10 protein-coding genes are annotated in these 26,831 nt (G+C 65.7%); all 10 read right to left on the bottom strand.

The genetic code is table 11. The features are described 5' to 3' along the window. Positions 1-46 precede the first annotated feature (46 nt). The 10 genes from BIGA_RS01990 to rpoB all read right to left on the bottom strand — a co-directional run bounded on the left by BIGA_RS01990 (position 47) and on the right by rpoB (position 26,740). Complete coding sequence (locus BIGA_RS01990) at positions 47-3,931, bottom strand: ATP-dependent DNA helicase (RefSeq protein ID WP_033506802.1); 3,885 nt, start codon at positions 3,929-3,931, stop codon at positions 47-49. After that, positions 3,931-8,034 carry a PD-(D/E)XK nuclease family protein gene (locus BIGA_RS01985; RefSeq protein ID WP_152595993.1) on the bottom strand — a complete coding sequence of 1,368 codons (4,104 nt, stop codon included), beginning with the start codon at positions 8,032-8,034 and terminating at the stop codon, positions 3,931-3,933. Before BIGA_RS01985 ends, BIGA_RS01990 begins: the two co-directional genes overlap by 1 nt. 113 nt (positions 8,035-8,147) lie before the next feature. After that, entirely contained in the window at positions 8,148-9,107 is a 960-nt protein-coding gene (locus tag BIGA_RS01980) for a serine hydrolase (protein WP_051917005.1), read from the bottom strand. Positions 9,108-9,223: 116 nt separating this feature from the next. After that, entirely contained in the window at positions 9,224-10,321 is a 1,098-nt protein-coding gene (locus BIGA_RS01975; RefSeq protein ID WP_033506699.1) for a serine hydrolase, read from the bottom strand. Then, complete coding sequence (locus BIGA_RS01970; RefSeq protein WP_152595987.1) at positions 10,318-12,021, bottom strand: PH domain-containing protein; 1,704 nt, start codon at positions 12,019-12,021, stop codon at positions 10,318-10,320. The genes BIGA_RS01975 and BIGA_RS01970 overlap by 4 nt, the downstream gene beginning before the upstream one ends. Positions 12,022-12,023: 2 nt before the next feature. Further along, positions 12,024-12,539 (bottom strand): PH domain-containing protein, encoded by a 516-nt coding sequence (locus BIGA_RS01965; RefSeq protein WP_033506694.1) that lies wholly within the window; start codon positions 12,537-12,539, stop codon positions 12,024-12,026. 10 nt (positions 12,540-12,549) lie between these two features. Continuing rightward, positions 12,550-17,028, bottom strand: coding sequence for an Ig-like domain-containing protein (locus BIGA_RS01960; protein WP_034259574.1), 4,479 nt, complete (start codon positions 17,026-17,028; stop codon positions 12,550-12,552). Continuing rightward, the gene (locus tag BIGA_RS01955) at positions 17,025-18,731 is read right to left on the bottom strand and encodes a serine/threonine-protein kinase (protein ID WP_033506690.1); all 1,707 of its coding nucleotides are present in this window, start codon (positions 18,729-18,731) and stop codon (positions 17,025-17,027) included. The genes BIGA_RS01960 and BIGA_RS01955 overlap by 4 nt, the downstream gene beginning before the upstream one ends. A gap of 271 nt (positions 18,732-19,002) precedes the next feature. Beyond that, complete coding sequence (locus tag BIGA_RS01950) at positions 19,003-23,055, bottom strand: DNA-directed RNA polymerase subunit beta' (RefSeq protein ID WP_051917003.1); 4,053 nt, start codon at positions 23,053-23,055, stop codon at positions 19,003-19,005. A gap of 79 nt (positions 23,056-23,134) precedes the next feature. After that, positions 23,135-26,740, bottom strand: coding sequence for a DNA-directed RNA polymerase subunit beta (rpoB, locus tag BIGA_RS01945; RefSeq protein ID WP_051912151.1), 3,606 nt, complete (start codon positions 26,738-26,740; stop codon positions 23,135-23,137). Between the last annotated feature and the right edge of the window lie 91 nt (positions 26,741-26,831).

Here is a 26,831-nt window from a genome sequence, read left to right as displayed (position 1 = left end):
GGGGATACCGAAGCCCCGGTCACACGCCTTCGCGGCCACGCACCGGCTAGTCATTGTCCGACTGGTCGGGCACGCCGAGACGCAATGCGTCGATGATCTGGGATTCGGTTTTCCCTTCCGCCTGAATCTCGCGTTGCCGTTCGTCCGGTTCACTCACGTAATACAGCGCCGCATCGATGGCATCCAGCGGGATACCCTCGACCACCGATAGGAGCAGTCGGTAGCAGTCCAGCTGCACCAACTTCTGTGCCACGTCCCGTGGCTCACGCGGACGCCGCCCGGTTTTCCAATCGATGATGGTGTACTGTTTGCCCGTGTCTTCGGGGTCGAGACCTCCGGCGAACACTGCGTCGAGCTTGCCGTTGACGATGGTGCCGCCCAGCTGGGGGATGGCGATGACGATCTGCCGTTCGGCCCATGCAGGATGGCGCCGGGCCCACCGCGATTCGGCCAGACGGCGTTTCCACGTCAGCAATGCGTCCGGGTGTCCGCCGCTGCGCTGCTCGGCCGAATCAAGTTCCTCGAGCAAGGCACGCCGCGAGGCCGGTGAATCCGCATCCGGCAGCCTGCCGTCCGCCACGGCGTTGATGAACCGCTCCGCCCATGCATGGAACTGCGTACCGGCTTCGGCCACCGGTGACGCCACGCTGGGAATCGGCCGCACGATGCCCCGCCAATAGGCGTTCTCCTCGCGCTCGGTCATGCCTCCCGCAGCCGCCTGCAACGCGGTGACGCTTTGCCGACCCGCCGCCAGGATGCGCCGGCCACGCTCACGCACGTTCCGGTCCAGGTCCTCGCCGGTCAGCTGCGCACCCATCAGATCATGGTCCGCAACAAGCAGACGCGCCCGGCCGAGCAACGGTCCGCCGTCACGGGTCTGCCCATCCGATGGTCCGCCGTCATGGCGCACGGCGCCCATGGCATCCATGGCGTCCCGCACCGCAAGCGCCCCGGCACGCAATCGCTCGGCGATATCGGCGCTTAGCGTGCCCGGCCATGGCAGCGCGATGTCGTCGTCGGGCTGCTCGATCGGCGTGGCCCAAGCCTGGCCGATGACGGCGTCCTCATACTCGCGGGCATGGTCGCCGGCAAAGAACCCTTCAGGCAACGGCGGCAGCGTATCATCATCCGGCAACGTTGTCGGCCGGCGCACGGCATCCGCACGCGTGTGCAGGGCGTCGAACAGCTCCTGCCAGAAGACCGAGGCGCTCTGCGCCCTGCTTGCTGCGGCCCTGCGGCGCGGGTCGCGGCTGCGCTCGCGGTACGCGCAATATGACAGCATGACGTCATGCCTGGCGCGGGTCAACGCCACATAGGCCAGCCGTCGCTCGTCGGCGTGCAGCCGACGGCCGTATTCGTTGCTCTGGGTCAGATACCAGGAATCCGGATCCGAGTCCTCCACGCCGTCGCCGCAGTCGCGCAGCGAACCGAATACCTCGTCATCGATCTGCATCACGTCGTCCAATCGCGTCAGCGCGTCCACCGGGTCCTCCCCCGGCGCGCCGTCGTGAGGGAAGCGGGGAAGGATGTCCGCGTCGACCCGTATCGGGGCAGGCACGCTGGTGGCGTCGGTCAGCCAGGTCCGACTGTTCTGCTCCCGGTATTCGGGAGCCGTCCACACGCCGTCGACCAACCCTCCGGCATGGGATTCGTCCAAGGTAATCGTCAATCCGTTCTTGCTGTTGTTCGGCATGATGCCCGATGCGCAGTCGACGATGGCCACGGCGTCCCATTCCAGGCCCTTGGATTGGTGGATGGTCATCAGTTCTACGTCGGCCTGGTCGTCATGCATGGAGGCCGCCTCATCCTCGATATTGCCCAGCACGTCCACCCAGGAGAGGAAACCGCGCAGCGTCGGCGTCCGACCATCCCCCAGTTCCTGGATATAGGTGTCGGTCAGGTCGACCAGCGTGTTCAACGGCATCCGGGCCACGGTGGGGTTCGCGGCCTGTTCGCCGTCTCGTATGGCTTGGGCAACCACCGTATCGATGTCGAGATCCAGCGCACGGACCGCGGCGCGAATCACCTCGGCCAGCGGATGCCCCAGCATCGCCTGCACGTCGCGCAGCATGGCGCCGGCACGCAGCACCCCGGCCTTGGCGCTGTCGCCGAGTGTGCCGTCACGATCAAGCAACTGCCTCAGATCGCCCCGTTGCAGCAGATCGCCGAGGAACACGGCATTGCCCACCTGGTCGCGGTGCTCCCGCACCACCGATTCCCATTGCTCCGGCGGGCAGTCGGCATCCGCCACGCCGGCCTCCGCCAACGCCCGGAATCTCACCCGCGTATTCTCCCTGTCGGCAAGCGCGGCCAGACGGGTCAGGTCGCTCGATGACAGCTGGAACCTGGGGGTGGCCAGCAACCGCATCAGATGCTCGGCGTCATCATGCTGCACCACAACATGCAGCAACGCCAGCACGTCGCAGATCTCCGGGCGTTCCAGCACTGCGGAGTAGCCGACGACGAACGTGGTCATACCCGCCTGTTCCAAGGCTTGCCGGTATTCGTCCATGGTGCCTTTGGACCGGAACAGCACGGCCACGGTACCACGGTGCTCCACCATGCCGTCCTTCACGCGGGTGTGGTGCCGCAGCGCCTCGCGGCAGAACCGCACGACGCCATCGATCTGCTGCCCGAGCGTCTCATAGCCGATCAGTCCGATGGCGCCCCGATCGGCTTCGGGGACATTCGCCAGCGAGGGCACATCGACCTCATGCAGCGCTGCGCTGCCCGGGCGGCGCGGGGGCGTGCGCAGCGGCAATGTCAGATTGTTCGCGGCTTCCAGCACGATCCGGGAGTTGCGGCGTGTGGTGCTCAACGCATACGGCTTGGTGCCGGGCGGCATGTGGAAGTCCCGTTCGAACATGCGGAAGGCGCCGGGACTGGCGCCACGCCAGGCGTAGATCGACTGGAACGGGTCGCCCACGGCGCTGACGGCGCTGCACGGCCCGCCATCGTCGGGATGGAACAGCGCGGCCAACAGCATGGCCTGCGTGGTGGAGGTGTCCTGGTACTCGTCCAGCAGCACATGGCTGAACCGTTCGCGATACCGGCGGCCGATGGACGGGAACCGGCTGACCAGTTGATACGCCGCGATCGTGAAATCCCCGAATTCGGCCATGGTGCGGCGACGTTTCTCCTCGTTGTATTCCTCGACCAGATCCAGCAGCAGTTCACGCTGTTCTGCGGTTCTGGCGATGCGGTCGCACTGATAGACGCAGTTGGCATACAGTTTGGCCTGGTACTGCTCCAACTTGACCTGCCATTGTTCATCGCTGTCTTTCTTGGCGCGTTTCGGCAGCGCGCCGGCGAACAGCTTCTCGGGTATCGGCTCATCGCCCAGCGCGGCGCGCACCCGACTGATGAAAGCGTTGTCCCAACGGCGTATCGCGGCGACGGCTTCGGCGTACCCTGGGCAGTCAGGGCCGATCATCGCGCTGGCTATGGCGTTGGACAGACTTCTCACGTCCCCGGCCAGTTGGGGGATCGACGGCGGGTCCTGCCGCACCGAAAGTTCATCCAGATGCCGCTCCACCACATCGGCCGCCAACTGCAATGCGCCGGCGTCACTCAGCGGCTGCGTGTTCCGGTCGAAGCCGACCAGGAGTCCGTACTGGCGGACGATGGTCTGGAAGAACGCATCGTAGGTGGCGATGGTCGGCTTCAGGAACATCCGGTCAGGGTCCTCATCCGCGCTCGACTGTTCGGCGACCGCCGACGAGACGCGGTCCAACAGCTCGCCCGCGGCCTTGCGTGTGAAGGTCAGGCCCAGAATGCGCTCGGGAGCCACGCCGTTGCCGATCAGGGTGACGATGCGCCTGGTCATGGTATAGGTCTTGCCTGATCCGGCACCCGCCACCACCAGGATGTCGTCATCGTTCGGGGCATTGATGACCCGTGCCTGTTCCGGGCTGTCGGTGAATGCGTGCATCATGCTTGCCTCGTTTCATAGACGGTGTTGAGCTCGCCGGCGCAGGCCGGACAGGATGTCGTCATGCGGCAGTGTTTCACATGATCGGGCGTGGGGTGTGCGATCAGCAGGGAGGACCGGCTGGCCGCGGCCGCATAGAACACACGCGCGACCATGGTCAGCGCCCACAGCGTCTGGCTGCCCCGCAACCGTATGATCTGGTTCCACGCCGCGGCGCGCACCCCTGCGGGCGGCGTCTCGGGCAGCTCCGGAATCTCCAGATACTTGGGATCCTTATAGTGGTAGCGCCCGGCAAACGGTTCCGTGTTCCAAGCCCCGTTGCGCAACAGTGCAGGCTGGTGAAGGCTTTCCACCTCAAAGCTGCGGCTCGGGCCATCATCCTCGCGGACGAAGAACAACCCGCTTTGCGCGATGTACGGCATTCGCGGGGATGGCCCGACACAGCCCCGATCCTCGGGGAACGCCAAGCCGAGCTGATAGCAGACCAGCTGCAGATCGTTGAAGATCTGCGCGGTACCGTATTTCCTCCCGGTCTTGTAGTCGATCAGTCGCACTGCCTCGCGACCGTCCCCGTATCGACGATGTTCAAGCCGGTCGATCCTGCCGGACAGACGAATCGTCAGATCGTCGCACATGCCCTCGGGCCAGCCTCCGACCAGCGTTCCCATAACCGCCAGGAGTTCGCCGCTTGTCATCGGTTCGATGCCGGGTATGGCGTTATAGGCGGCGAGCATGTCGTCGATATCGAACCGGGCGGTGAATTCCACTTCGCACTCCGCCCGTTCCAAGGCTCCGACCGACATGTATTGGGCGTTGCGGAACGGGTATGCCGCATCGCATCCGTTGACGAAATAGCTGGCGATATTCGTCAGCATGGTTTCCGCCGAACGGTCGAGTTTCATCGCATCGTACCGGTCGGTGGGGGAATCGATGCCCTGCGGGTCTCGACGCAACGAACGGTAGATCGCCATCAGCCGTTCCGTCACCGCCGCGATACGGCTCTCGGTACCTTCTGCGGCCACGGTCCCCGGCATATCGAGACGTTCCTCGCTGCCGCGTTGCGCCACCTCGTGCACGATGGTGCCGAAACCGGCGTGCACGCCGCCGGATTGGGGGCCGGAGCAGCGGCGTTCCAATAGCCAGCAGACCGGACAGGACCAGATGCCGTCGACGGAGGATGGCGACAAGGTCACGATATGCCGTCCGTCGCGAGCCTCGGCTCGGGCTTCCGCTTCTCCACCCGTGGCACCGTCATGTGGTAGGTCGACGAAATACCACTGCCGCGGATCGGCGGCGCGCACGCCGTGCTCCGCCAGCAACGCGAGCGCGGATGCCGCATCCCGTCCTTCCGGCGAGTCAGCGCCGTGGCATGCCAGCGTGATACGAGCGGCGGTCACCAATCCCCTGGGATCGGCATCGAGACCGGCATGGGATTCCGCGTCATCATCCGCCGACTGACCGCCGGGGCGCGTGAACACCGCTTCGTCACGTTGGCGGATGAACCGCTCGGGCAGATACCCGTACAAGAAGTCCGACGGCGTGCAATCCTCGTTCCACGTCGCACTGATCGTCAGCGTCTCGTCGGCACGGGTCACCGCCACGAGCAGGTTCTTCTTCTCGCTGGACAGCACTGCAGCCAGACGTGGGTCGCATCCGGCCGGGTCGGCGCCCCCGATTCGCCCATGCAGCATGAGATCGGCCAGATCCTCGCCGCCGAACAGCGTGGCGCGTTCCGCAAGGTTCGGCCATACATCCTGTTGGACCGCGGGCAGCCACACATGCCGCCAATGGTTCCCGGCGGCGCCAGCGGGGGTGGTCAGTGTCACGGCCTGTTCGACCGGCCCGACATGCGCCAGCGAATCCGCTTCGATCTGCATCGACCTGACCTGGTCCATGAAGGCGACGATATCCTCCCCGGCGGAGCCGTCGGCGGCGAACTGGAACAACCGCATCGCCACGTCAAGCCGGTCGTTGGCGGCACGGCCAGCCACGTCGTTGCGCAGGGCGGCGCGCTGCCAGACGCCGGCCACGCCGGTCGCATTCCAAGCCAGCGCCAACGTGTACTGTGCCTCCCGGTTGGACAGCCGGCCCATGCCATCCGCAACGCGGCCGACCATATCCCACATCCTGCGGAACGCGACGGCTTGGGGGTCACGGCCCAGGATCGCGCCGAGGGAATCCAGTACGGGCGTGGCGGGCGCCTTGGGATCGTCGAACGCCAGCATCAGGTACATCGCATGCTGGCCGAACGGCAGCTCGTCATCGGCGGTTTCGCCCGTCAGCACGCCGTCGTCCACGTTGACCGCCGCCGCACGCCGCGCCGCCTGCCGATGTTCGTTCACGGCATCGCGATATCGTTCCCATGATTCGATCAGCGCCGCGAGATGCCGTTGCCCTTCCGCACCGGCGGTCTCTGCGCTTTCCTGGACGACTCCGGCCAATGACTCCAGTGCGGCCATCGCGGATTCCACCGGCGCCAACCGCGCCGGGGCACCCTCGGCGGACTGCGTGCCGGCGGTGACCAGCGGGCAGGCCATCAGCGTGGCCACCCGTGCCCGTACGTAGGACGACAGCGCCGCCAACGGCAGATCCACGGCGTCGATGCCGCGCCTGCGGAGCAGCGCCAGCTCGATCAGGGCGAACAGCCCCTGCACGAACGGCTCGTCCTTCAGCGGACGCGTGACCGACGAGTAGCGCACCGGCACGCCATCGCGGCGCAGACGCTCGCCGAACGACCGCACGGTGGCGTTGTCATGGGCGATGATCGCCATGTCGTTCCATGCAATCCCCCGGTCCATATGCAGACGCTTCATACGCCAGACGACATCGTCCATCTCCTCGCGAGGCGACTTGTACAACGCCGTGGCCACCGTGCCATCCTCCAACCGGGAGGTGCCGAGACCGGCATCCGCGTTCGCCCCCGGTTCATCCAATCGCCGGATCGGCAGACTGCCCGCGTATCGGGGGAGCTTGCCGGGGCGCTGCGGCATCGGCGTGTCATCCGGCTCCGGCGAGGGAATCGACAGTGAGATGCGCGAGGCCAGGAGGTCGCGATAGGTCGGTGCGACGGCATCCGCCGGGGTATCGGATACCGGGATGCGATGTAGGGCGGCATGCAGCGGCCCTCTTACCGCGCAGCCCATCAGGTATTCCGGATAGGAGCCACGGAACGTCTGCACGGCCTCGTCGGGATTCCCTACCAGCACCAGCCGCACCCCTGCGGCGGACAACGCCTCAAGGAAGCGCAGCCCGGCCAATGTGGCGTCATGGAAATCATCCACCACCAACACCGAAGGAACCGTCTCCGGCTGCAGCCGCACCTCCTCCACCTGTACGCGACGCAGCACCGCAGCCGCCTCGACCAGCAGCCGCGATGCGTCCAGACGGTATTCGCCCGGATACGTATGTTCGATGGCCCGCACGTATTCCCGCCGCAGCGCGAACGCCAAGCGCCACTGCACCGCGGTGCGGTCGGCGTTACGCCCGGTGCCGGCCGCCTCCCCCACGTACTCACGCTCATGCGCGAACGATGCCCCCAGCTCGTTGATACGGGCCAGCATATCCCTCAGCTGATCCACGAACGACGAGGAGACGCCGCGCTCGAACATCGCCATCGTCGTCGCGCCGCCCGACTGCTCCCGGGCGGGTGCCACCGTATCCGTCCAGCGGTCGTCGGCGAAGTATTCCCGCAACAGCACGCACGTATCGCACAGGTCGCCGGTTTCGGCATGGCCCAGATGCGCCGCCACCACCCTGCGTAGCAGGGCATCCTGTTCGGCGCCGTTCAGCAGACGCGGCGCAGGCAGGTCCTCATACCGTCGGGCGTCGGCGATCACGGCGAACGCCAACGCCGACAACGTGGTGACCGGACGCGCCTTCATCGACGCCCCCATACGGCGGATTGCGCGATTGCCCAACCTGTCCGCCGTCACGCGCCCGGATACCGTCATCATGGCTCCCCCACCATGGTTGCGTTCCAACGCACGCATCAGCGCCTCGAACGCGAACTCCGTCTTGCCGCACCGCGGGGGGCCAACCACCAGCAGCGCGGAAGTCTCGCCGCCCCCGAGCACCGCGTCGAACGCCTGCCAAAGTTCCTGCATACCAGTCATGGCTCAAGCCTAACCATGGCCGTCACGGAACGGTAGATATCTACCGTTCGCATCCGCCCTCAGCGTGTTGCCGCAAGTCTCCGGCGCCACGGCATGCCGCCGGATTACCGTGCCATCGCGTCCCACACCGTGCCGGACAGCTCGCGGATCTCGGCCTGCGCGGCCGCACTGTCGGGCACGTCCTCGCTCATCACCGCCAGCACGTAATCGCCTGTTGCCGCCGTACCGTCAATCGCGGCGGATGTATCGGATGAGGCGAACACAATCGCCACGTCATTCTCCACGCCGTCGATCTCCCCGGTTTTGTTGGCGGTCACCGTACCCGCCGGCAGACCACTAGGAATCTTGGAGGTCCTGGTCTGTGCCATCAGCAGGTCGAGCATACTCCGGCTGGCCTGCGCGGACACCAGTGCCCCGCGGTACACGGCAGCCATGAACCGCCCGCAATCCTCCGCTGTGGTCCGTTTCAGCGAGGGGTCCCCGGTGACGTCGCCAAGGTACTGGTTGATGGACGAATCCTTGAACCCATACTCCTGCGCGATGGCGTTGACGACCTCGAATCCGGCTTCGCCGCTGCCCGAACCGAGGATGTCCACCAACGCGTTCGTGGCCTCGTTGGAGCTCACCGTGATCATCTCCCGCAACAGCTCGTCGATGCGGGCGTCCTCGGCGAGCGCCCCATCATCGATCCGCTGATAGACGGCCAGCATGACGTACAGCTTGATCAGCGACGCCGAATACCCCTGGTGGTTGTTGATGCTCAACGAGGCTCCGGTGGCAAGGTCTTCGCAATACACCTGCCAGCCGCCCTGGTATCCGGCGATCAGCGTCTCCAGTTCGTCCTGCAGCGCACTCATCGCACGCCGTACCGGCTGGCTGGCGTCCGGCTCCGGAACCGCCGTGCGCCGCATGGCATCATGGTCCGGCACGGCGATGCCGTCCTCACCTGCGCCGTCGGCAATGCCGACCCGTGCGGATGCCGCCGCTCCCTCCGGATTGCTTCGATGCGGCATCGACATCGTGACGCCGATACCGACCGCCACCGCCGCGAATGCAACCGCCACACCCGCCGCGATGACGGCCGTCCAGCCGCGCCCGCGCCCCGGTACCCGATGCGCCGCGCCACGATGGGACCGCGACGGGCGGGGGCGCCGACCACCCGTCGGCCGAACATCCCCCGTCAACGCGCCGCACCTGCGAACATCGTGTCCCAGACCGTCGCCAGCATCTGCGAAGTGAGGTCGGCGGCACGTTCCTGCCCCAGGTTCTCGGTCATCACCGCCAGAGCGACCTTGGTGCGGCCATCCGATATGACGACGAAATAGTTGTATGCATCCTGAATGCCCATACCGCGATGCGCATGGATGGTGGCCCCCTCCGGAATCCTCACGCCTTCGGAGGCAATGTCATACGACATCAGCTCATCCGCTCCGTCGGCGGCCACCATGGACAGCATGCGCGCGGCGTCGTCGGATGACGCATAGTTCTCGTACCCGTCCTCGGAGGCGGCCACATCCCCGAATCGGCGTTCGAACGACGATCCGGAGAAGCGGTTCGCCGACAGCCATGAATCGATTGCGTCCACACCGCCGACCGCGTCGATCAGCAGATTGGCCGCATCGTTGCTCATCGAACGCATCATCTCGCCCGCGGAATCGCTCGGCTGATCCTCATGGGTGCCGTAGTACGCCAAGTACACCGGCAGATACAATCCGGCGGATACCATGCGTTTCGAAGCGTTCCGCGACGAATAGCTGCGCAGTCCGTCCTCGGTCATCACCGATACGGCCACGTCGGTGGACGAGTAGGCGTCGACGATGCGATCGGTGGATTCCTGATCCAACGTGCGCGCCGGCATCTCGGCCCCGTCCCCGTCCTCTTCCGATTGCTCGGATGACGCGGGGTCGTTCTCGTCCGACGCATCGCCCGGGGACGACGCCTCGCCGCCGGTCGGCGCCGGCGTCTGCGAGGTGCCCGGATCGTCCGCCGAGACATGCCACACCACCAGCGTCACGCCGGTGATGATCAATGCCACGGCGGCGATGGCTGCGATAACGATGGCCACGATGGTTCCGGTGCGCCTGCGCGTCGCCGGCTGAACGGGAGACGATTGCGACGGCACCGATTGCGCCGGATACGCCGGCTGCACCGGCTGCATGGATATCGTCGGCGCGTCGGCGAGGGGATCCGCTGCCGGCGGTGCGGTCAGCGGACTGCCGCATACCGTGCAGAATCGCGAGCCTTCGTCGTTACCGTTGCCGCACCGTCCGCAAATCATCGTGCCCTCCATCCGTCGTCGTCTCTATGTCCATTATCGGTCATGTTCCGCGGATCGGAATCCGCCGACCGGTCGGATGTCCCGGATGGGCGGATCGACCCGTCCTCCGCCCAGGCCGATACCGTTGCCGCATCGGCGGAGCGCAACGCGGTGAACTGCAGCGCACTGATGCCATTGGAGACGAACAACGGCAGTCTCAGGCATTCCACGCCACGATTCAGGCGCCATGGCGTGCTGGACCGCTCGACCGATTGGATGCGGGAGCGGCGCGTGAACACCGTGAACAAGGTGAGTACGGACGCCCCCGTGGCGGCGATTCGCTTGTCGTCCAATACCGCATATCCCTCCGACGCCGCCTTCAGCCAACGGCACAACCCCCACCAGACCGCCAGCGCCGCAGGGGCCAACGTCCACAGCCAGTTCACGGCATCGCGGGACACCAGCGCCCAGATCACCGCAACCGCCATGCCCGCCGCGGACACCGCCAGCGGCATCACCAGATAGTAGCGGACCAGTCCGCGGCCCGTCCGATGGATCTCCGGAGGTTCCAGCCCCCATTCGGGGAGCATGCGTTGCAGCACGGCATAGACGCGGTCGTCGCCGATCACCGGCAGCACATCGGCGCCGGTGGCATCGCCGTCCTCCCCTTCCGCGGCGGCCATAGCGCCCAATCCCAGTCGGACCGAGCACAGGTGCAGGGCCCGGCGGAGCAGCGAGCGCCGGATGGCGACGGTCTGGATGCGGTCGATGGCGATGGTGGTGATCCGCCGCGTGAGCGCGCCGCGCACCACCACCAGGTCGCCGCCGCGGCGCCACACCTCGAATCCGTAGAACCGCAACAGCGATCCGATGATGCTGGCGCCCACAAGCACCGCGAAAACCACGACCACCGCGCCGGCGATCATGGCCGCACTGCTGGTGGCGAATCGGATCACCGAATCCTGCGCGGTGTCGAACACGTCCTCGGGAACCAGATCGCGCAATTGGTCGAGGAATCCGTAGACAACGATCAGCGCGGCGAACAATCCCAGGTCGGTGACGGCGAACAGCACGATATCCGCAACGGAGGCACGGAACACCAGCTCGCCGTCAATCGCCGGACGGCCGGTCGCCGACTGGTTGACGCCCGTGCGCGCGCCGGCGGCCGGAGCCTCTTCCGGCTGCCGGCACTCCTCGGCCGCATCCGAGTCGGCGACAGCGGTATCGGCGACTGCGCCATGGATACCCACCGATGCCGCGGCCGCGGATACGGTGTCCCCGCTATCCAACTGTCTGGCGGCTTCCAGCTCCAGCTGCACGCCGGCAGGAACGCCCCTGAGCGTCATGCCCGATTCCCCACCCGCGGCGGTGATGTCCAGGATCACCACATGGAACGGCCGCATGTAAATCGGGGCGCTGCTGGACAGCGTGTGGATGTGGTCGTAGGCGATCGTTGTACGCGTGCGGTTGAATACCCCGGAGCGTTGGGTGATGCCATGGTCGTCCATCCGATAGCCCGTCGTCAGCCATCGCACGACCGGGGAGACGAGCATCCATGCCGCAATCAGCCCGATCACCGCCACGATGACCGCCATGACGACCGCCGAATCACGGTTCGGTACGGCAATGGCCAGCACGGGAAGAATCAGGGCGATGGCGGACCTCACCGACTCGATCAACGCCGTGACCACGGCAATCGGATGCAGCCGGCGCCAAGCCATGTTCACAGGTCTTCCTTCACAGCGAGCACACGTGCGGTGATCAGGTCCACCAGCTGTGCGGCCTCGGCGTCCTCGATGGCTTCGATCTCATGCGCTCCCACGGCGGTGTGCACGCTGATCGATGTCATACCGAACGCGCGCAACAGCGGCCCCTGCTTGGTGTCGACATGTTGGACGCGGTTGAACGGCACCGTGACCGATTTGCGGAACAGCCAGCCCGTGTGCAGTTTCAGATCCCGCTGCCCGATGGAGAACCGGGTGAACTCATAGGAGTACCGGGTCTGCAACGGCTGCGTGGCCAGCTCGACCACGGCCCATGCCGCAATCAGCCCCAGGACGAGCGCCTGCCAGAAGCCCCACCAATCGGCGGCGATGAAGATGATCGCCAGCACCGCGCAGATCAGGATCACCGCCGTATCGGTGAATACCGACCGCAGCAGCCATACCCGCTTGATCCGTTCGGGCAGGCTCCGCCACCGCCGTTGGTCCGTTACTGTTTCCGGATTGCGTTCGATCATGCGTCTCATCCTATCGTTGCCTCATGTCCGCCTCCGTCTCAGAGCCCCATGCCCGAATCCCCCATCCGGCCACCGCGATCCCCGCGATGGCCGGGAGCACGAGCAGCAACCATGGATGCACCGGTTCCCCATTGTCTGCGTCATAGACGGCCGTCGTCTGATTGCCGGCCCTGTCGGTGACCCGCACCATCACGGCATGGGGTCGGCCGTCGGCCTGCAACGTGTATTGCGGGATGTCGTCGAGCGACGTGTCCGTGTTCCATTCGCGGATCTTGCGCCCGTCGATGTACAGTTCCGTCCGATTCACCGCCAGATTGTCCTTGGCATCGATGGTGATGCGTCGGCGGTGGTGCCCGGTGTGCTCGTCTTCGGCTTCCAGTTCGGGAACATATACGGTCGGCGCCGTTGCGTCGATGGCGAAGTTCACTTCAGCGCTTCCCCTATGGTCCGCGCCGACCCCTTCCATGGTGTTCTGCGAAACGTTGCCAGCCAGATCCACGGATTGCACAAGGATGCGGTAGAAGCCGTCGCCGTCGAACCGTTGCGCCGGAATCGTGTATACGGTTCTGGACCATCCGGCATCGTCATCCGTGCGCATGCCGAACTCCCCCGGGGCGAGGGTGTCGGCCTTGTCGTTTGCCACCACCGTGATCCGGCTCTCGGAGGGTGCAAGACCGGAGACGTTGATCTCCTGGATTTCCACGTCCTGGGCCTGCTGCAGGTAGGCCCCGCGCAGCTGCCGCATACCGACGTTGAACACGTAGGTGGATCCGAATCGGTTCACCGAGAAGGTTATGGCGGTTTCGGCCACATTGCCCGCCTTGTCGGTGGCCGTTGCCGTGAGCGTGTAGACGTCGTCGGCGTCAGGGGTCCATTCGAAATCCCGGAATGTCACGGTGAGCCGGCCTTCGGATTCCCGTACGAGGCTCCCGGGCATGGCGGCGCCGGTCAGCGGTCCTCTGTGCGCCCCTTCGATGGTGTAGTCGAGCCCCTGTTCGCCGAGGTTCGCGTCCGCGCACTCGATGCTCGGCGCGACGGTTCCCGCATAGGCGGTGCCATCGGACACACGGTCGATGGCGATATGCGGCGGCGTCAGGTCAATGACGAATTCCGGCACCGTCACCGTCTGCGCTTTGTTCCCGGCCAGGTCGATGGCAGAGATCTCCATCGTGTAATGCCCCTCGCCGGAGAATGTCACGGTGTTGGTCCACGATGCGTCGTGACGTTCACCGTCGGCACGCATCCATCCGCCGCCGGCCGGCACCGGTTGTTCATTGCCGTTGCCGTCCGTGGCGGAGATGCTGATCACGGATTCGGATTCGGACAGGTTGCGTTCGATCTGGGTGATGGTGGCGGTGCGAGGGGCATCGTAGTACATGCCATTGGCCACATCGGTATTGTCGAAGGCGATGCCGAGCTGCGGCGGCGTGGTATCGATGATGAACCGATCATGATGCGCCGCCGTTTCCGTCTCCGGTGCCGGTTCGTGGAATTCGGCGTCGACGGACCAGACACCGTCCTCCTGCGCTGCGAATGTCATGCCGTAGGTTCGTCCATCATCGCCCGGTGTGAGTGCGGATAGCGGTATGGCGCGGTGTTCCGAGCCGTCACGGGTCAGGGAGACGAGCACACGATCCGGATCACGGTCGATGACCAGATCGAGATTGGCGTCGGATAACGTCAGGGTGCCGTTGCGCCACGCCCGGTAGTACCGTTCGTTCTGCACCTCGTTATTGTCATAGGACACGGCGATCTCGGGCGGCGAGGCATCCACCGCCAGCATGTCGATGGCGTGCTCCGCGAACACCGGTTGGTCGGAGAAATCACCAGTGGAGGCATAGTTGCCTGCGGCATCGGCGACGGCGAGCGCGGTACCCTCCGCGATGAGCCGGAATCCGTCGGCTTCAAGGCGGAATGAGAGCGTGCCACGGATTGGGTCATAGTCCAGATCGTCATTCCCGAGGGTGGCCCCGGTGGTGTGGGCATCGATGTTCGGCCCATCCCCATCGGCCAGTTCGCCGTATTCGTTCACCTTCGCGAATGCCGGACTGTCGGCGTCCACGCCAGAAAGGGCGTCGGATATGCCGTCCAGCGTAACGGTGTGCGAGGCGGCGAACATGATGCCGTGCCATGACGTGGGTGTACCCGCCAGCGTCAGTGTTCCGATGCTCGGAGCGGTCCAGTCGATGATGAAATGAGTACCGTCCATCAACATGTCCTCGGATATGGCGGCAGAGGCGACGGCGTCATGCAGTCCCTGATAGGACAATCCGATGGCGTATCGGCCCTCCGACACGCTCCGGGCTCCCGCGACCCGTATAGGCACGGTGATGGACCATTGTGTGCCGTCCGGGCTGTCCCATCCCTCGTTCCGGATGGTCAGCGCCTCCAACGTCCGGCCGTGGCCGCTGTGTTCGACCGTGCTCTCGGCGAACAGGTCGACGTCGACGGTTGTGGCGTCGGTGGCGTTACGGGCCAACGGGAACCATGGATCGTGTACGGTGCAGGTGACGGACACGTCGCCCCGGTAGTACCCTTGCCGTGTCGATCGGCGATGTTCCGGTGCACGGTCCATCAGCGTCATGGCGTCGACCTGCGGCGCCCCCTGAGCGATGACGACCAATATCGAGGCATCCGTTTCAGACAGGAGCGCGCGCAAGGTCGTTTCGGTGGTGTTGCCGGCCCGATCCATGCCTATGACCCGCACCGCGTCCAACTCGTACAATCCCTCCTGGCTGAAGGTGATGACGGCCTGACCGCTGGCGGGATCGACGGCAATATGCTGCTCCACGGGTGTGCCGCCGTCGATGACATTCCCGTACAAATCGGTGGGTGCGGGGATGACGGCTCGGAGCGTGTCCGCCCCGGATACCGGGGATTCGGCATCGGCCGCCGGGGAGGCATCATCCACGATGATGCCGATGGTCCGTTCACCTACTGCGGCGTGTATGGATTGGCCGTCATACGTGGTGTTCGGCGGCAGCGCCGACACCCCCTGCATGGTCGGGGCGATGGTGTCGACGCCGAAATCGAGTTCGGCTGCCCGCACAGTGCCGAGCAGATACCCCATGATGCCTCCCGACGCCCGCTCGTGCACCGTATAGCGGTACCAGCCGTCGGCGTGCGGCTGTGTGTCCGCCCAACCGATGCGACCGTCGTCCTCGATGCGCAGATCGCCGATTGTGATGCTGCCATATGGATCCTTGCCCCGCACGGCGGTTACCACCGGTGCCGTGCTGGTGGCGTCCTGTTGCTGAAGGACTTCGAGGATTCTGGGTAGCAGCCGATTGCCGGTAACGGTGAAGCCGACCTTCGGCGCCTCGACATACCATGGGCCTTTCGCGTCGCCTGATGACGTGACGGCCGTCAGCGCAGCGGCAACGCCACCTGCGGGCTCCCCGATGGTCAATGGTTGGGGCAGACAGTCCGAGCCGTCCAGATCGCCGATTGTATACGATGTCGCATCGCTGCCCATATGGATGGCGATATCGCTGAAGTCGTAGCTTCCGGGAGTGATCAGGGTCACTTCAACGGCGGCGGACCCGGCCCGGCCTTCCGCGGAATCCACCGTCGTAACACGGTAGTCCTGCGATTGAAGCGGCTGCGCTTCGCCGTCCAGATCGAGATAGGAGCCGGTGAGACTGATGGCTTGGGGCTGGCCGTATCCGTCGGCCATGATGATGCGCACCCGACGCGACGTGTCCTCGCCCCATGCGATGACCTCGTTGCCGTTTCGGAGATCGTGAGAATCATCGCCCTGGTAGGAGACTTGGCCCAGCGAAGCCGCATCCCGGATCGGGATGGTCCGCCGATCATCGGGGACGGCGAACGTGCGTACGGCCGTCACGGTCTGCGGCGTCAACGTATGATAATCGGCCGCGGAAGCTGCGGACGATGCGACGCCCATGGCGGCCATGGCCACCGCCGCGGATGCCAGCACCATTGCCCTGCGTCGGATGCCGCCAGCCACCACGGTGTTATCGGCGGACACCGTATCATCGGACACCGCCCTGCCACCAGCCATCACAGTGCCGTTGGACACCACCAAGCCGTCGGACACCACGGTACCGTCAGCCACTACGGTGTCATCGGCAGCTACCGTGCCATCAGACAGCACCGTGCCATCAGACACCACCGTACCGTCGGTCAGCATGGTACGGTCGGCCGCCACGACAGGCGTGCTCGCCACCGCACCGACCGTATGCGCCCCACACTTCGATGTCGACGCCTGCGCGGACCCGGCCGGACGTGAGGTTTCGACAGATGCACGCCTTGCGTCCCGCGTGGCCAGTATGTCAGCGTACCGCCAGGCGCCCGGTCTGATGCCGCGCAGCCACGCGATCTCCTGACGTGCGGACGTACCATTCAACGCACGCCGCACGGCGGGCACGTCGAATCTGCGGTGCATCACCACTGCTGCCACCGCCAGCGCCACGGCCATCACCAGCCATACCACGGCAGCCATCCCCAACCATTCATAACCGCTCATTGCAGATCCGCCTTATGATCCATATACGCGTTCTCAATGGCCTGCAGCACCACAGGCACGCTCCCCAACGCCCGGTCTCTGGCGTCATCATGCGCATCAGCCGTGGTGTCGGTCGTTTCGGCCACGTCGCCGGCCCGAGCGCACAGCCGCTCCATATCCTTCCGGGGAACACCGTCCGCCCGGAATTTCCGCGGATAGGTGAGCAGGGCATCCAATGCCAGATTCGCCGCCTCCAGACGGATCACCTCGCTCCGCTGCGCCGAGGCCGACTCCACCAGCCGCTGCAGCAGCCCGAAATACGGCTGGTACCGACCGCCGTCATGACCTTCGTTGATCAACGGCACGATACGCACGTTGAATTCCGCGATGCCCGCATAGATGCCGGCGAGCGCCGTCTCTTCGAACGTTTCGGTCTCCGCGGCATCGCGCATCCATGGCGCGGCCGCGCGAATCCGTGCCATGCGTGATCCCTCAGCATCGGCGTCGTTCGGTTCCACGGCGTAGTAGTACCAGTACAGCCGCCCCGTGTCGAAGCACAGCTGCGCCCATGCGGTCCGGTCCGACCGCAGTGCGTCGGCGTGACGGTTGAGCAATGCCGTATACGTCGCCTCCTCGGACTGGGAGAACACGCCATCCGCCGTATACCGGTCAATCAGATGCCGATACGGTTCGATGCTTCCGGGCAGGATCTCGGCAGCGCGACGGCACGCCTGTTCCGCGACGGGATCAGCGGAGGCCTGCTCGGCCTGACGCATCCAATGCGTGTAGTCGCTGTTTCGTTCATGGTCCGCTGCCAGCAGCGAGCCCGCGGACAACGCCAGGCACGCGACCGAAGCGGCGGCGGTTCCAGCGAAGATACGCCACCGGCGCAGCAGCGTCCGCCGTCTGGAACGCTCCCCGTCCCGGCAGTGCCCGAGCGCATAGGCGAATTCGGCGCAGGATGCGTACCGCTGCTGCGGATCCGGGGAGGTTGCCTTGGCGATCACATATTCCAGCCCCGTGGACAGTTCTGGGCGAATCCGGCGGACCGGCACGATGCCCTCGCGCGGATGCACGCCCGTCAGCAGCTGGAACAGCGTGGCCCCCAGCGCATGGATGTCGACACGGGCATCCAGTACACCGCCGGGTTCGAACTGCTCCGGCGCACCATACCCCGGCGTGCCCAATCGCCGGCCGTCGCCGATGCCGTCACGGTTCTCGCCGGTCTCCCCCTGTTCGATGGCGATGCCGAAGTCGATGAGTTTGACCATGCCGTCCGGTGTCAACATGACGTTGGACGGCTTCATGTCGCGGAACACCACCATCGGCGTACGGCGATGCAGGTAATCCAGCACATCGCACAGCTGGATGCCCCAATCCACCACCAGCGCCTCGTCCTGCGGCCCCTCGCGCTCCAGCAGGGTGCGCAACGTCTGCCCCTCCACGAAATCCATGACCACGAACACACCCGTATCGTCGTCGATCAGGTCAACGATGCGCGGGATCGCGGGATGGTCCAGACGCGCGATCATCTCCGATTCCACCGTCAGACTGCGCAGCATCACGTCACGCCGCTCCGCCGAGCCGGCGTCGCGCATCTGTTTGACCGCCCACCGCCGGTTCAGTGATGCGTCCATAGCCAGATACACCGTCGACATGCCTCCGATGCCGACCTGTGTCAGGATGCGGTACCGTCCCCCGACCAATGTCCCCTCAGCTACCATGACGATTGCCTTTCCACATGCGTTGCCTGTACCCCGTAGCTCCGCATGTGGCCGGATGAACGGTGCAGCCGGCTCCATGTCTTTCCCCCACTGCCAATGTACGGGCATGGCCGCCGCCGTGTCAACCAGTCCGCGGACACACCGGCCACCTGGGCCGCAAACCCCGCGTCCCGCAACGCTCCAGGAGCGACACGCCGCATATACGACGAGGGCGCACCCCATCGGGATGCGCCCTCGGTTCACCGCACGACCGTCAGCCGGCCGTATGCGGTCACAGGCTCAGATCGCCCAGATCGCCCAGGTCGGCGTCGGAGAAGTCGGCGCCGCCGAAGTCCTCCTGGCCGCCCTGATCGTTCAGGAAATCGTCCGGGTTGAAGTCGTCGCCGAGCTTCAGGTCGCCGAAGTCGATGCTGGAGAAGTCCACATCGCTCAGGTCGGCGTCGGAGAAGTCGGTCGCCTCGTCGCCGCCCAGACCGAAGTTCGGGTAGATCGTCTCGCGGATCGCCTTGTCCGGCTCCACCACCGCGTTGCGGTAACGGGCCAGGCCGGTGCCGGCCGGGATCAGTTTACCGATGATCACGTTCTCCTTGAGGCCCTTCAGGTCGTCTTCCTTCTGGCTCAGGGCCGCCTCGGTGAGCACGCGCGTGGTCTCCTGGAAGGAGGCCGCGGACAGCCACGAGTCGGTGGCCAGCGACGCCTTGGTGATGCCCATCAGCTCCGGACGGCCGGCGGCGGGCTTGCCGCCGTTCTTCACGGCCTCCATGTTCGCCTCGCGGAACTTCGCCTGGTCCACCAGTTCGCCCGGCAGCAGCTTGGTGTCGCCGGAGTCGATCACGGTGATGCGGCGCAGCATCTGGTGCACGATGACCTCGATGTGCTTGTCGTGGATGTCGACGCCCTGCGAACGGTACACGTTGTGCACCTCCTCCACGATATTGACCTGGGCGGCACGCGGGCCGAGGATGCGCAGGATCTTCTTGGGATCCACGGAACCCTCGATCAGCTGAGTGCCGGCCACCACGTGGTCGCCGTCCTTGACCAGCATCGGCGCGCGACGGGTCACCGGGTAGGTGATCGGCTCGACCGTGGAATCGTCCGGGGTCAGCGTGACCTGACGGCCGCGGTCGGTGTCCTCCACCTTCACGATGCCGGCGAACTCGGCGATCGGCGCCTCACCCTTCGGGGTACGGGCCTCGAACAACTCGGTGACACGGGGCAGACCCTGGGTGATATCGGATGCCGAGGCGACGCCGCCGGAGTGGAACGAACGCAGCGTCAGCTGGGTACCAGGCTCGCCGATGGACTGGGCGGCCACGATGCCGACGGCCTCGCCGACGTCCACCAGCTTGTTGGTGGCCAGCGACCAGCCGTAGCACTTGGCGCACACGCCGCGCTTGGATTCGCAGGTCAGCACGGAGCGGGCCTTGACCTCCTCCACGCCGTGGGCCACCAGGTCGTTGAGCGCATCCATCGACAGCGCGTCGCCGGCGTGGTACAGCACGGTCTCGTTGTCGGCGGGGTCGATGACGTCGGCGGCGAGCAGGCGCGAATACGGGCCACCGTCGGCGGCCTTGACGAGCACCAGGTTGCCGTTGTCGTCACGCTCGGCGACCTTCATCGCCAGACCGCGCTTGGTGCCGCAGTCCTCCTCACGGACGATGACCTCCTGCGAGACGTCCACGAGTCGACGGGTCAGGTAGCCCGACTCGGCGGTACGCAGTGCGGTATCGGCCAGACCCTTGCGCGCGCCGTGCTGGGAGATGAAGTACTCCAGCACGGACAGGCCATCGCGGTAGTTCGACTTGACCGGACGGGGGATGATCTCGCCCTTCGGGTTGGCCACCAGGCCTCGCATACCCGCGATCTGGCGGATCTGCATCCAGTTGCCTCGAGCGCCGGACTGGACCATGATGTTCACGTTGTTGTCATCATGGAAGTTCTCGCGCATGGCGTCGGCCACCTTGTCGGTGCACTCGGTCCACAGGTTGATGAGCTCCTGACGGCGCTCCTCGTCGGTCAACAGACCCATGTCGTACTGGGAGTTGACCTTGGAGGCCTCCTCCTCGTACGAGTGGACGATGTCCTCGCGCTCCGGCGGGGCCACGATGTCGGAGTACGCCATCGTGACGCCGGACCACGGCGCGCGCGTGAAGCCCAGATCCTTCAGGGCATCCAGCGTGGCGGCCACCTGGGCGGTGGAGTAGCGGGTCGCGATGTCGTCGACGATCTTGGAGAGCTTGCCCTTGGGCACCTGCTCGTTGACGAACGGGTAGTCGGTCGGCAGCGTCTCGTTGAACAGGATGCGGCCGTAGCTGGTGGCGAACAGGACGGAACCGTCCTTGAAGCGCTCCTCGCAGACCGTGTCCGGGCTGCCCGGCTCGGCGTCCACCACCTTGAGCTCGCGCGGCTCCCAATCCTTGGGCAGCACGAAGTCCTCGGGCAGGCGAATCAGCACCATGGACTGCATGTCGATCTCGTGCAGGTCAAGCGCCATCTGGGCCTCGGCCAGCGACGAGAACACGCGGCCCTGGCCCTTGGCACCCTCGACCACGGTCGACAGGTAGTACAGGCCGAGGATCATGTCCTGGGACGGCATGGTGACGGTGTGGCCGTCGGCCGGCTTCAGGATGTTGTCGGAGGCGAGCATCAGCGTGCGGGCCTCGGCCTGGGCCTCGGCGCTCAACGGCAGATGCACGGCCATCTGGTCGCCGTCGAAGTCGGCGTTGAACGCGGCGCAGGCCAGCGGCGGCAGGTGGATGGCCTTGCCCTCCACCAGGATCGGCTCGAAGGCCTGGATGCCCAGACGGTGCAGCGTAGGCGCACGGTTGAGCAGCACCGGGTGCTCGGCGATGACCTCTTCGAGCACGCCCCACACCTCGGAGTCGCCGCGGTCCACCAGACGCTTGGCGCTCTTCATGTTCTGCGCGTAGTTCAGGTCCACCAGACGCTTGATGACGAACGGCTTGAACAGCTCCAGGGCCATCGGCTTGGGCAGACCGCACTGGTGCATGCGCAGCTCCGGGCCGACCACGATCACGGAACGGCCGGAGTAGTCCACGCGCTTACCCAGCAGGTTCTGACGGAAACGGCCCTGCTTGCCCTTGAGCATGTCGGAAAGCGACTTGAGCGGGCGGTTCGAGGCGCCGGTGACCGGACGGCCGCGGCGACCGTTGTCGAACAGCGAGTCCACGGCCTCCTGGAGCATGCGCTTCTCGTTGTTGAGCATGATCTCGGGGGCGCCCAGCTCGATCAGTCGCTTCAGACGGTTGTTGCGGTTGATCACGCGGCGGTACAGGTCGTTCAGGTCGGAGGTCGCGAAACGGCCGCCGTCCAGCTGCACCATCGGGCGCAGATCCGGCGGGATGACCGGGATCACGTCCAGCACCATGGCCTCCGGCTTGTTGCCGGTGGTCAGGAAGGCGTTGACGACCTTCAGGCGCTTCAGGGCGCGGGCCTTGCGCTGGCCGGTGCCCGTGTCGATCTCCTCGCGCAGCTGCTTGGCCGCGCCCTCCAGATCGAAGTCCTGCAGGCGCTTCTTGATCGCCTCGGCGCCCATGCAGCCCTCGAAGTAGTCGCCGTAGCGGTCCTGCATCTCGCGCCACAGGTCCACGTCGCCCTCCATGTCGCCGGGCTTCAAGCCCTTGAAGCGGTCGAACACGGCGGAGATGCGCTGGATCTGATCGTCGTAGCGCTGGCGGATGGCCGCCATCTCGCGCTCGGCGCTGTTGCGCAGCTTGGCCTTGGCGGCGCCCTTGGCCTCGCCGGCGGCCTCAAGCTCGGCCAGATCGGCCTCGACCTTCTTGGCGCGCTCCTCGATCTCGTTGTTGCGGCGCTTCTCCAGGTTGCCGATCTCGGTATCGAGCTCCTCCTGCAGGTCGGGCAGGTCCTGGTGACGCTGCTCGTCGTCCACCTTGGTGACCATGTACGCGGCGAAGTAGATGACCTTCTCCAGGTCCTTCGGCGCGATGTCCAGCAGGTAGCCCAGACGGCTCGGCACGCCCTTGAAGAACCAGATGTGGGTCACCGGGGCGGCCAGCTCGATATGGCCCATGCGCTCGCGGCGGACGCGGGACTTGGTGACCTCCACGCCGCATCGCTCGCACACGATGCCCTTGAAGCGCACGCGCTTGTACTTGCCGCAGGCGCACTCCCAGTCGCGGGTCGGACCGAAGATCTGCTCGCCGAACAGACCGTCCTTCTCCGGCTTCAGGGTGCGGTAGTTGATGGTTTCGGGCTTCTTGACCTCGCCGTAGCTCCAGCTGCGGATGTCGTCGGCGGTGGCCAGGCCGATCCTCAGTTTGTCAAATGCGTTGACGTCCAGCACTTGTATTCCTGTCTATTGAAGTTGTGTTTCTTGACGTTCATGGGGTCGCCGGCCGGCTTGTGGCCGGCGACCCGGGGAATCACTGGTATTCGGGCTCCTCGACGGCCTGGTCCTCCTTGGCGGCGGCGTCGGGGCGCGCGCCGATGTTGAAGCCCAGATCGTCGGAGGCAGACATCGGATCGTCGTCCTCGTCCTTCATGTCGATGGCCTGGCCTTCGGCGTTGAGCACCTCGACATTCAGCGACAGGGACTGCATCTCCTTCAACAGCACCTTGAACGACTCGGGGATGCCCGCCGGCGGCAGGTTCTCGCCCTTGACGATGGCACCGTAGGCACGCACGCGGCCGTCCACGTCATCCGACTTGGTGGTCATCATCTCGTGCAGCGTGTAGGCGGCGCCGTAGGCCTCAAGGGCCCACACCTCCATCTCGCCGAAGCGCTGGCCGCCGAACTGGGCCTTGCCGCCCAGCGGCTGCTGGGTGATCATCGAGTACGGACCGGTGGAACGGGCGTGAATCTTGTCGTCGACCAGGTGGTGCAGCTTCAGCATGTACATGTAGCCCACCGAGATCGGCTTGGGGAACGGTTCGCCGGTACGGCCGTCGAACAGCGTGGCCTTGCCGTTCTCGCCGACGAGCTTGTTGCCGTCGCGGTCGGGCAGCGTGTTCTTGAGCAGGCCGTGCAGGACCTCCTGCTTGACGCCGTCGAACACCGGGGTGGCCACCGGGGTGCCCGGCTCGCCCTTCTCGGCGCCCTTGGGCACGTACTTCTTCCATTCGGCCTCAAGCTCCGGATCGACCGTGATGTCCCAGCCGGCGTGGGCCACCCAGCCCAGATGCATCTCGAGCACCTGGCCCAGGTTCATTCGGCTCGGCACGCCCAGCGGGTTGAGCATGATGTCGACCGGGGTGCCGTCCGCCAGGAACGGCATGTCCTCCTCCGGCAGGATGCGGGAGATGACGCCCTTGTTGCCGTGACGACCCGCGAGCTTGTCGCCCTGGGTGATCTTACGGTGCTGGGCGATGTACACGCGCACGGTCTGGTTCACGCCGTTGGGCAGCTCGTCGCCGTCCTCCTCGGCGTCGGCGCGGGTGATCTCCTTGACGGCGATCACGGTGCCGGACTCGCCGTGCGGCACGCGCAGCGACGTATCGCGGACCTCGCGGCTCTTCTCACCGAAGATCGCACGCAGCAGGCGCTCCTCCGGGGTCAGCTCGGTCTCGCCCTTCGGGGTGACCTTGCCGACGAGGATGTCGCCGGCCTCGACCTCGGCGCCGATGCGGATGATGCCGCGCTCGTCCAGGTTCGCCACCGCGTCCTCGCCGACGTTCGGCAGGTCGCGGGTGATCTCCTCGGCGCCCAGCTTGGTCTCGCGGGCGTCGATCTCATACTCCTCGATGTGGATCGAGGAGAGCGTGTCGTCCTGCACCAGGCGCTGGGAGACGATGATCGCGTCCTCGTAGTTGTAACCGTTCCACGGCATGAACGCCACCAGCAGGTTCTTGCCCAGGGCCATCTCGCCCTTGTCAGTCGCCGGACCGTCGGCCAGCACGGTGCCGGTCTCCACGCGCTCGCCGTTCTTGATGCGCGGCACCTGGTTGTAGCACGTGCTCTGGTTGGAACGCTGGAACTTGGTCAGCTTGTAGCTGGAGGTGGTGCCGTCGTCGTTCATCACGCGGATGATGTCCGCGGACACGTAGGTCACCACGCCCGGCTTCTCGGCCAGGATCACGTCGCCGGAGTCGATGGCGGAACGCCACTCGGAACCGGTGCCCACCAGCGGACGCTCCGATTCGATCAGCGGCACGGCCTGACGCTGCATGTTGGTACCCATCAGCGCTCGGTGGCCCTCGTCGTGCTCCAGGAACGGGATCAGCGAGGCGCCGACCGACACCATCTGACGCGGGGAGACGTCCATGTAGTCGACCATGTCGACCGGCACGTCCTCCGCCTCGCCGGCGGCGTCTCGCACCAGGGCGTCCTTGGAGATGAAGTTGCCGTTCTCGTCCAGCTCCTGGTTGGCTTGGGCGATGACGTGCTCGACCTCACGGTCGGCGGTCATGTAGACCACGTCATCGGTCACATGGCCGTGCTCGACCTTGCGGTACGGGGTCTCGATGAAGCCGAACGGGTTGATGCGGCCGAAGGTGGCCAGCGAGCCGATCAGACCGATGTTCGGGCCTTCCGGGGACTCGATCGGGCACATACGGCCGAAGTGGGACGGGTGCACGTCTCGCACCTCCATGGAGGCGCGGTCGCGCGACAGACCGCCGGGGCCCAGGGCCGACAGACGGCGCTTGTTGGTCACGCCGGCCAGCGGGTTGTTCTGGTCCATGAACTGGCTGAGCTGCGAGGTGCCGAAGAACTCCTTGATGGTGGCGTTCACCGGACGGATGTTGATCAGCGACTGCGGGGTGATGGCCTCGGCGTCCTGCGTGGTCATGCGCTCGCGCACCACGCGCTCCATACGGCTCAGGCCGGTGCGCAGCTGGTTCTGGATCAACTCGCCGACCTGGCGGATGCGGCGGTTGCCGAAGTGGTCGATGTCGTCCACGTCCACGCGTAGCTCGATGTCCTCGCCGTCACGGCGGCCCGGGAAGGTCTTGTCGCCGGCGTGCAGGGTCACCAGGTACTTGATGGTGGCGATGATGTCCTCACGGCTCAGGCTGCGGTCGTTGTAGTCCGCCTCCAGGCCGAGCTTGCGGTTGATCTTGTAGCGGCCGACGCGCGCCAGATCGTAACGCTTGGTGTTGAAGTAGAAGGATTCCAGCAGGTTCTTGCCGGCCTCCGGGGTGGCGGTGTCGGCCGGGCGGATCTTGCGGTACAGATCGGTCAGCGCCTCGTCCTGGGTCTCGATGGTCTCCTTGTCGAGCGCGTCGAGCACCAGCGGGTAGCCCTTGAACGCCTCGCGGATCTCCGGCTTGGTCATGCCGATGGCCATCAGGAACACGATGGCGGACTGCTTGCGCTTGCGGTCCACGCGCACGCCGAGCACGTCACGCTTGTCAATCTCGAACTCCAGCCAGGCGCCGCGGCTCGGGATGATCTTCGCGCCGAAGATCTCCTTGTCCGAGGTGCGGTCCGGGGTGCGGTCGAAGTAGACGCCCGGGGAGCGCACGAGCTGGGAGACGATGACGCGCTCGGTGCCGCCGATGATGAAGGTGCCATGCGGGGTCTGCAGCGGGAAGTCGCCCATGAACACGGTCTGGGACTTGATCTCACCGGTGTCGCCGTTCTCGAATTCGGCGTTCACGTACAGCGGCGCGGAGTAGGTGTAGTCCTTCTCCTTGCACTCCTGCACGGTGTGGCGCGGCTCCTCGAAGTACGGATCCGAGAAGGTCAGGGACATGGTCTGGGCGAAGTTCTCGATCGGGGAGATCTCCTGGAAGACCTCATCCAGGCCCGAGACATGCGGCACGGTGTTCGTGCCGTTCTCCAGATCCTCCTGCACGCGCTGCTTCCAGCGCTCGTTGCCGATCAGCCAGTCGAAGCTGTCGGTCTGCACGCCCAGCAGGTAGGGCACATCGATGGGCTCGCGGATGGAGCCGAAGTTCACACGGTCCGACGCCTTGTGCAGATCGATGTCATGCTGGTCGGCGCGTGCGATGATGGTGGTGGTACTCGTCGTAGCTTGTTCGGCAGCCAATGGACGTTCCTTATCGCTCGCTTGGTTCTTCGGTATCATTCCCCAGAAGCGCTTGGACGGCCGCCATATGCCTGTTCGCGGGCGCTTCTTCCTTGTCAGCATGCCCGCCATATGACATGCATATACGCAA

Origin of the sequence: Bifidobacterium pullorum subsp. gallinarum, from assembly GCF_000741215.1 — a bacterium.
Classification (GTDB): domain Bacteria; phylum Actinomycetota; class Actinomycetes; order Actinomycetales; family Bifidobacteriaceae; genus Bifidobacterium; species Bifidobacterium pullorum_B.
Note: the sequence above shows the minus strand (reverse complement) of the source record. Positions and strands in the feature narration are given on the sequence as shown.

Excerpts from the sequence above, each read along its gene's own strand:
- BIGA_RS01990 (WP_033506802.1), bottom strand. The coding sequence starts at position 3,931 with ATGCACGCATTCACCGACAGCCCGGAACAGGCACGGGTCATCAATGCC.
- BIGA_RS01985 (WP_152595993.1), bottom strand. The coding sequence starts at position 8,034 with ATGCAGGAACTTTGGCAGGCGTTCGACGCGGTGCTCGGGGGCGGCGAG.
- BIGA_RS01975 (WP_033506699.1), bottom strand. The coding sequence starts at position 10,321 with ATGATTTGCGGACGGTGCGGCAACGGTAACGACGAAGGCTCGCGATTC.
- BIGA_RS01970 (WP_152595987.1), bottom strand. The coding sequence starts at position 12,021 with ATGGCTTGGCGCCGGCTGCATCCGATTGCCGTGGTCACGGCGTTGATC.
- BIGA_RS01965 (WP_033506694.1), bottom strand. The coding sequence starts at position 12,539 with ATGATCGAACGCAATCCGGAAACAGTAACGGACCAACGGCGGTGGCGG.
- BIGA_RS01960 (WP_034259574.1), bottom strand. The coding sequence starts at position 17,028 with ATGAGCGGTTATGAATGGTTGGGGATGGCTGCCGTGGTATGGCTGGTG.
- BIGA_RS01955 (WP_033506690.1), bottom strand. The coding sequence starts at position 18,731 with ATGGTAGCTGAGGGGACATTGGTCGGGGGACGGTACCGCATCCTGACA.
- rpoB (WP_051912151.1), bottom strand. The coding sequence starts at position 26,740 with ATGATACCGAAGAACCAAGCGAGCGATAAGGAACGTCCATTGGCTGCC.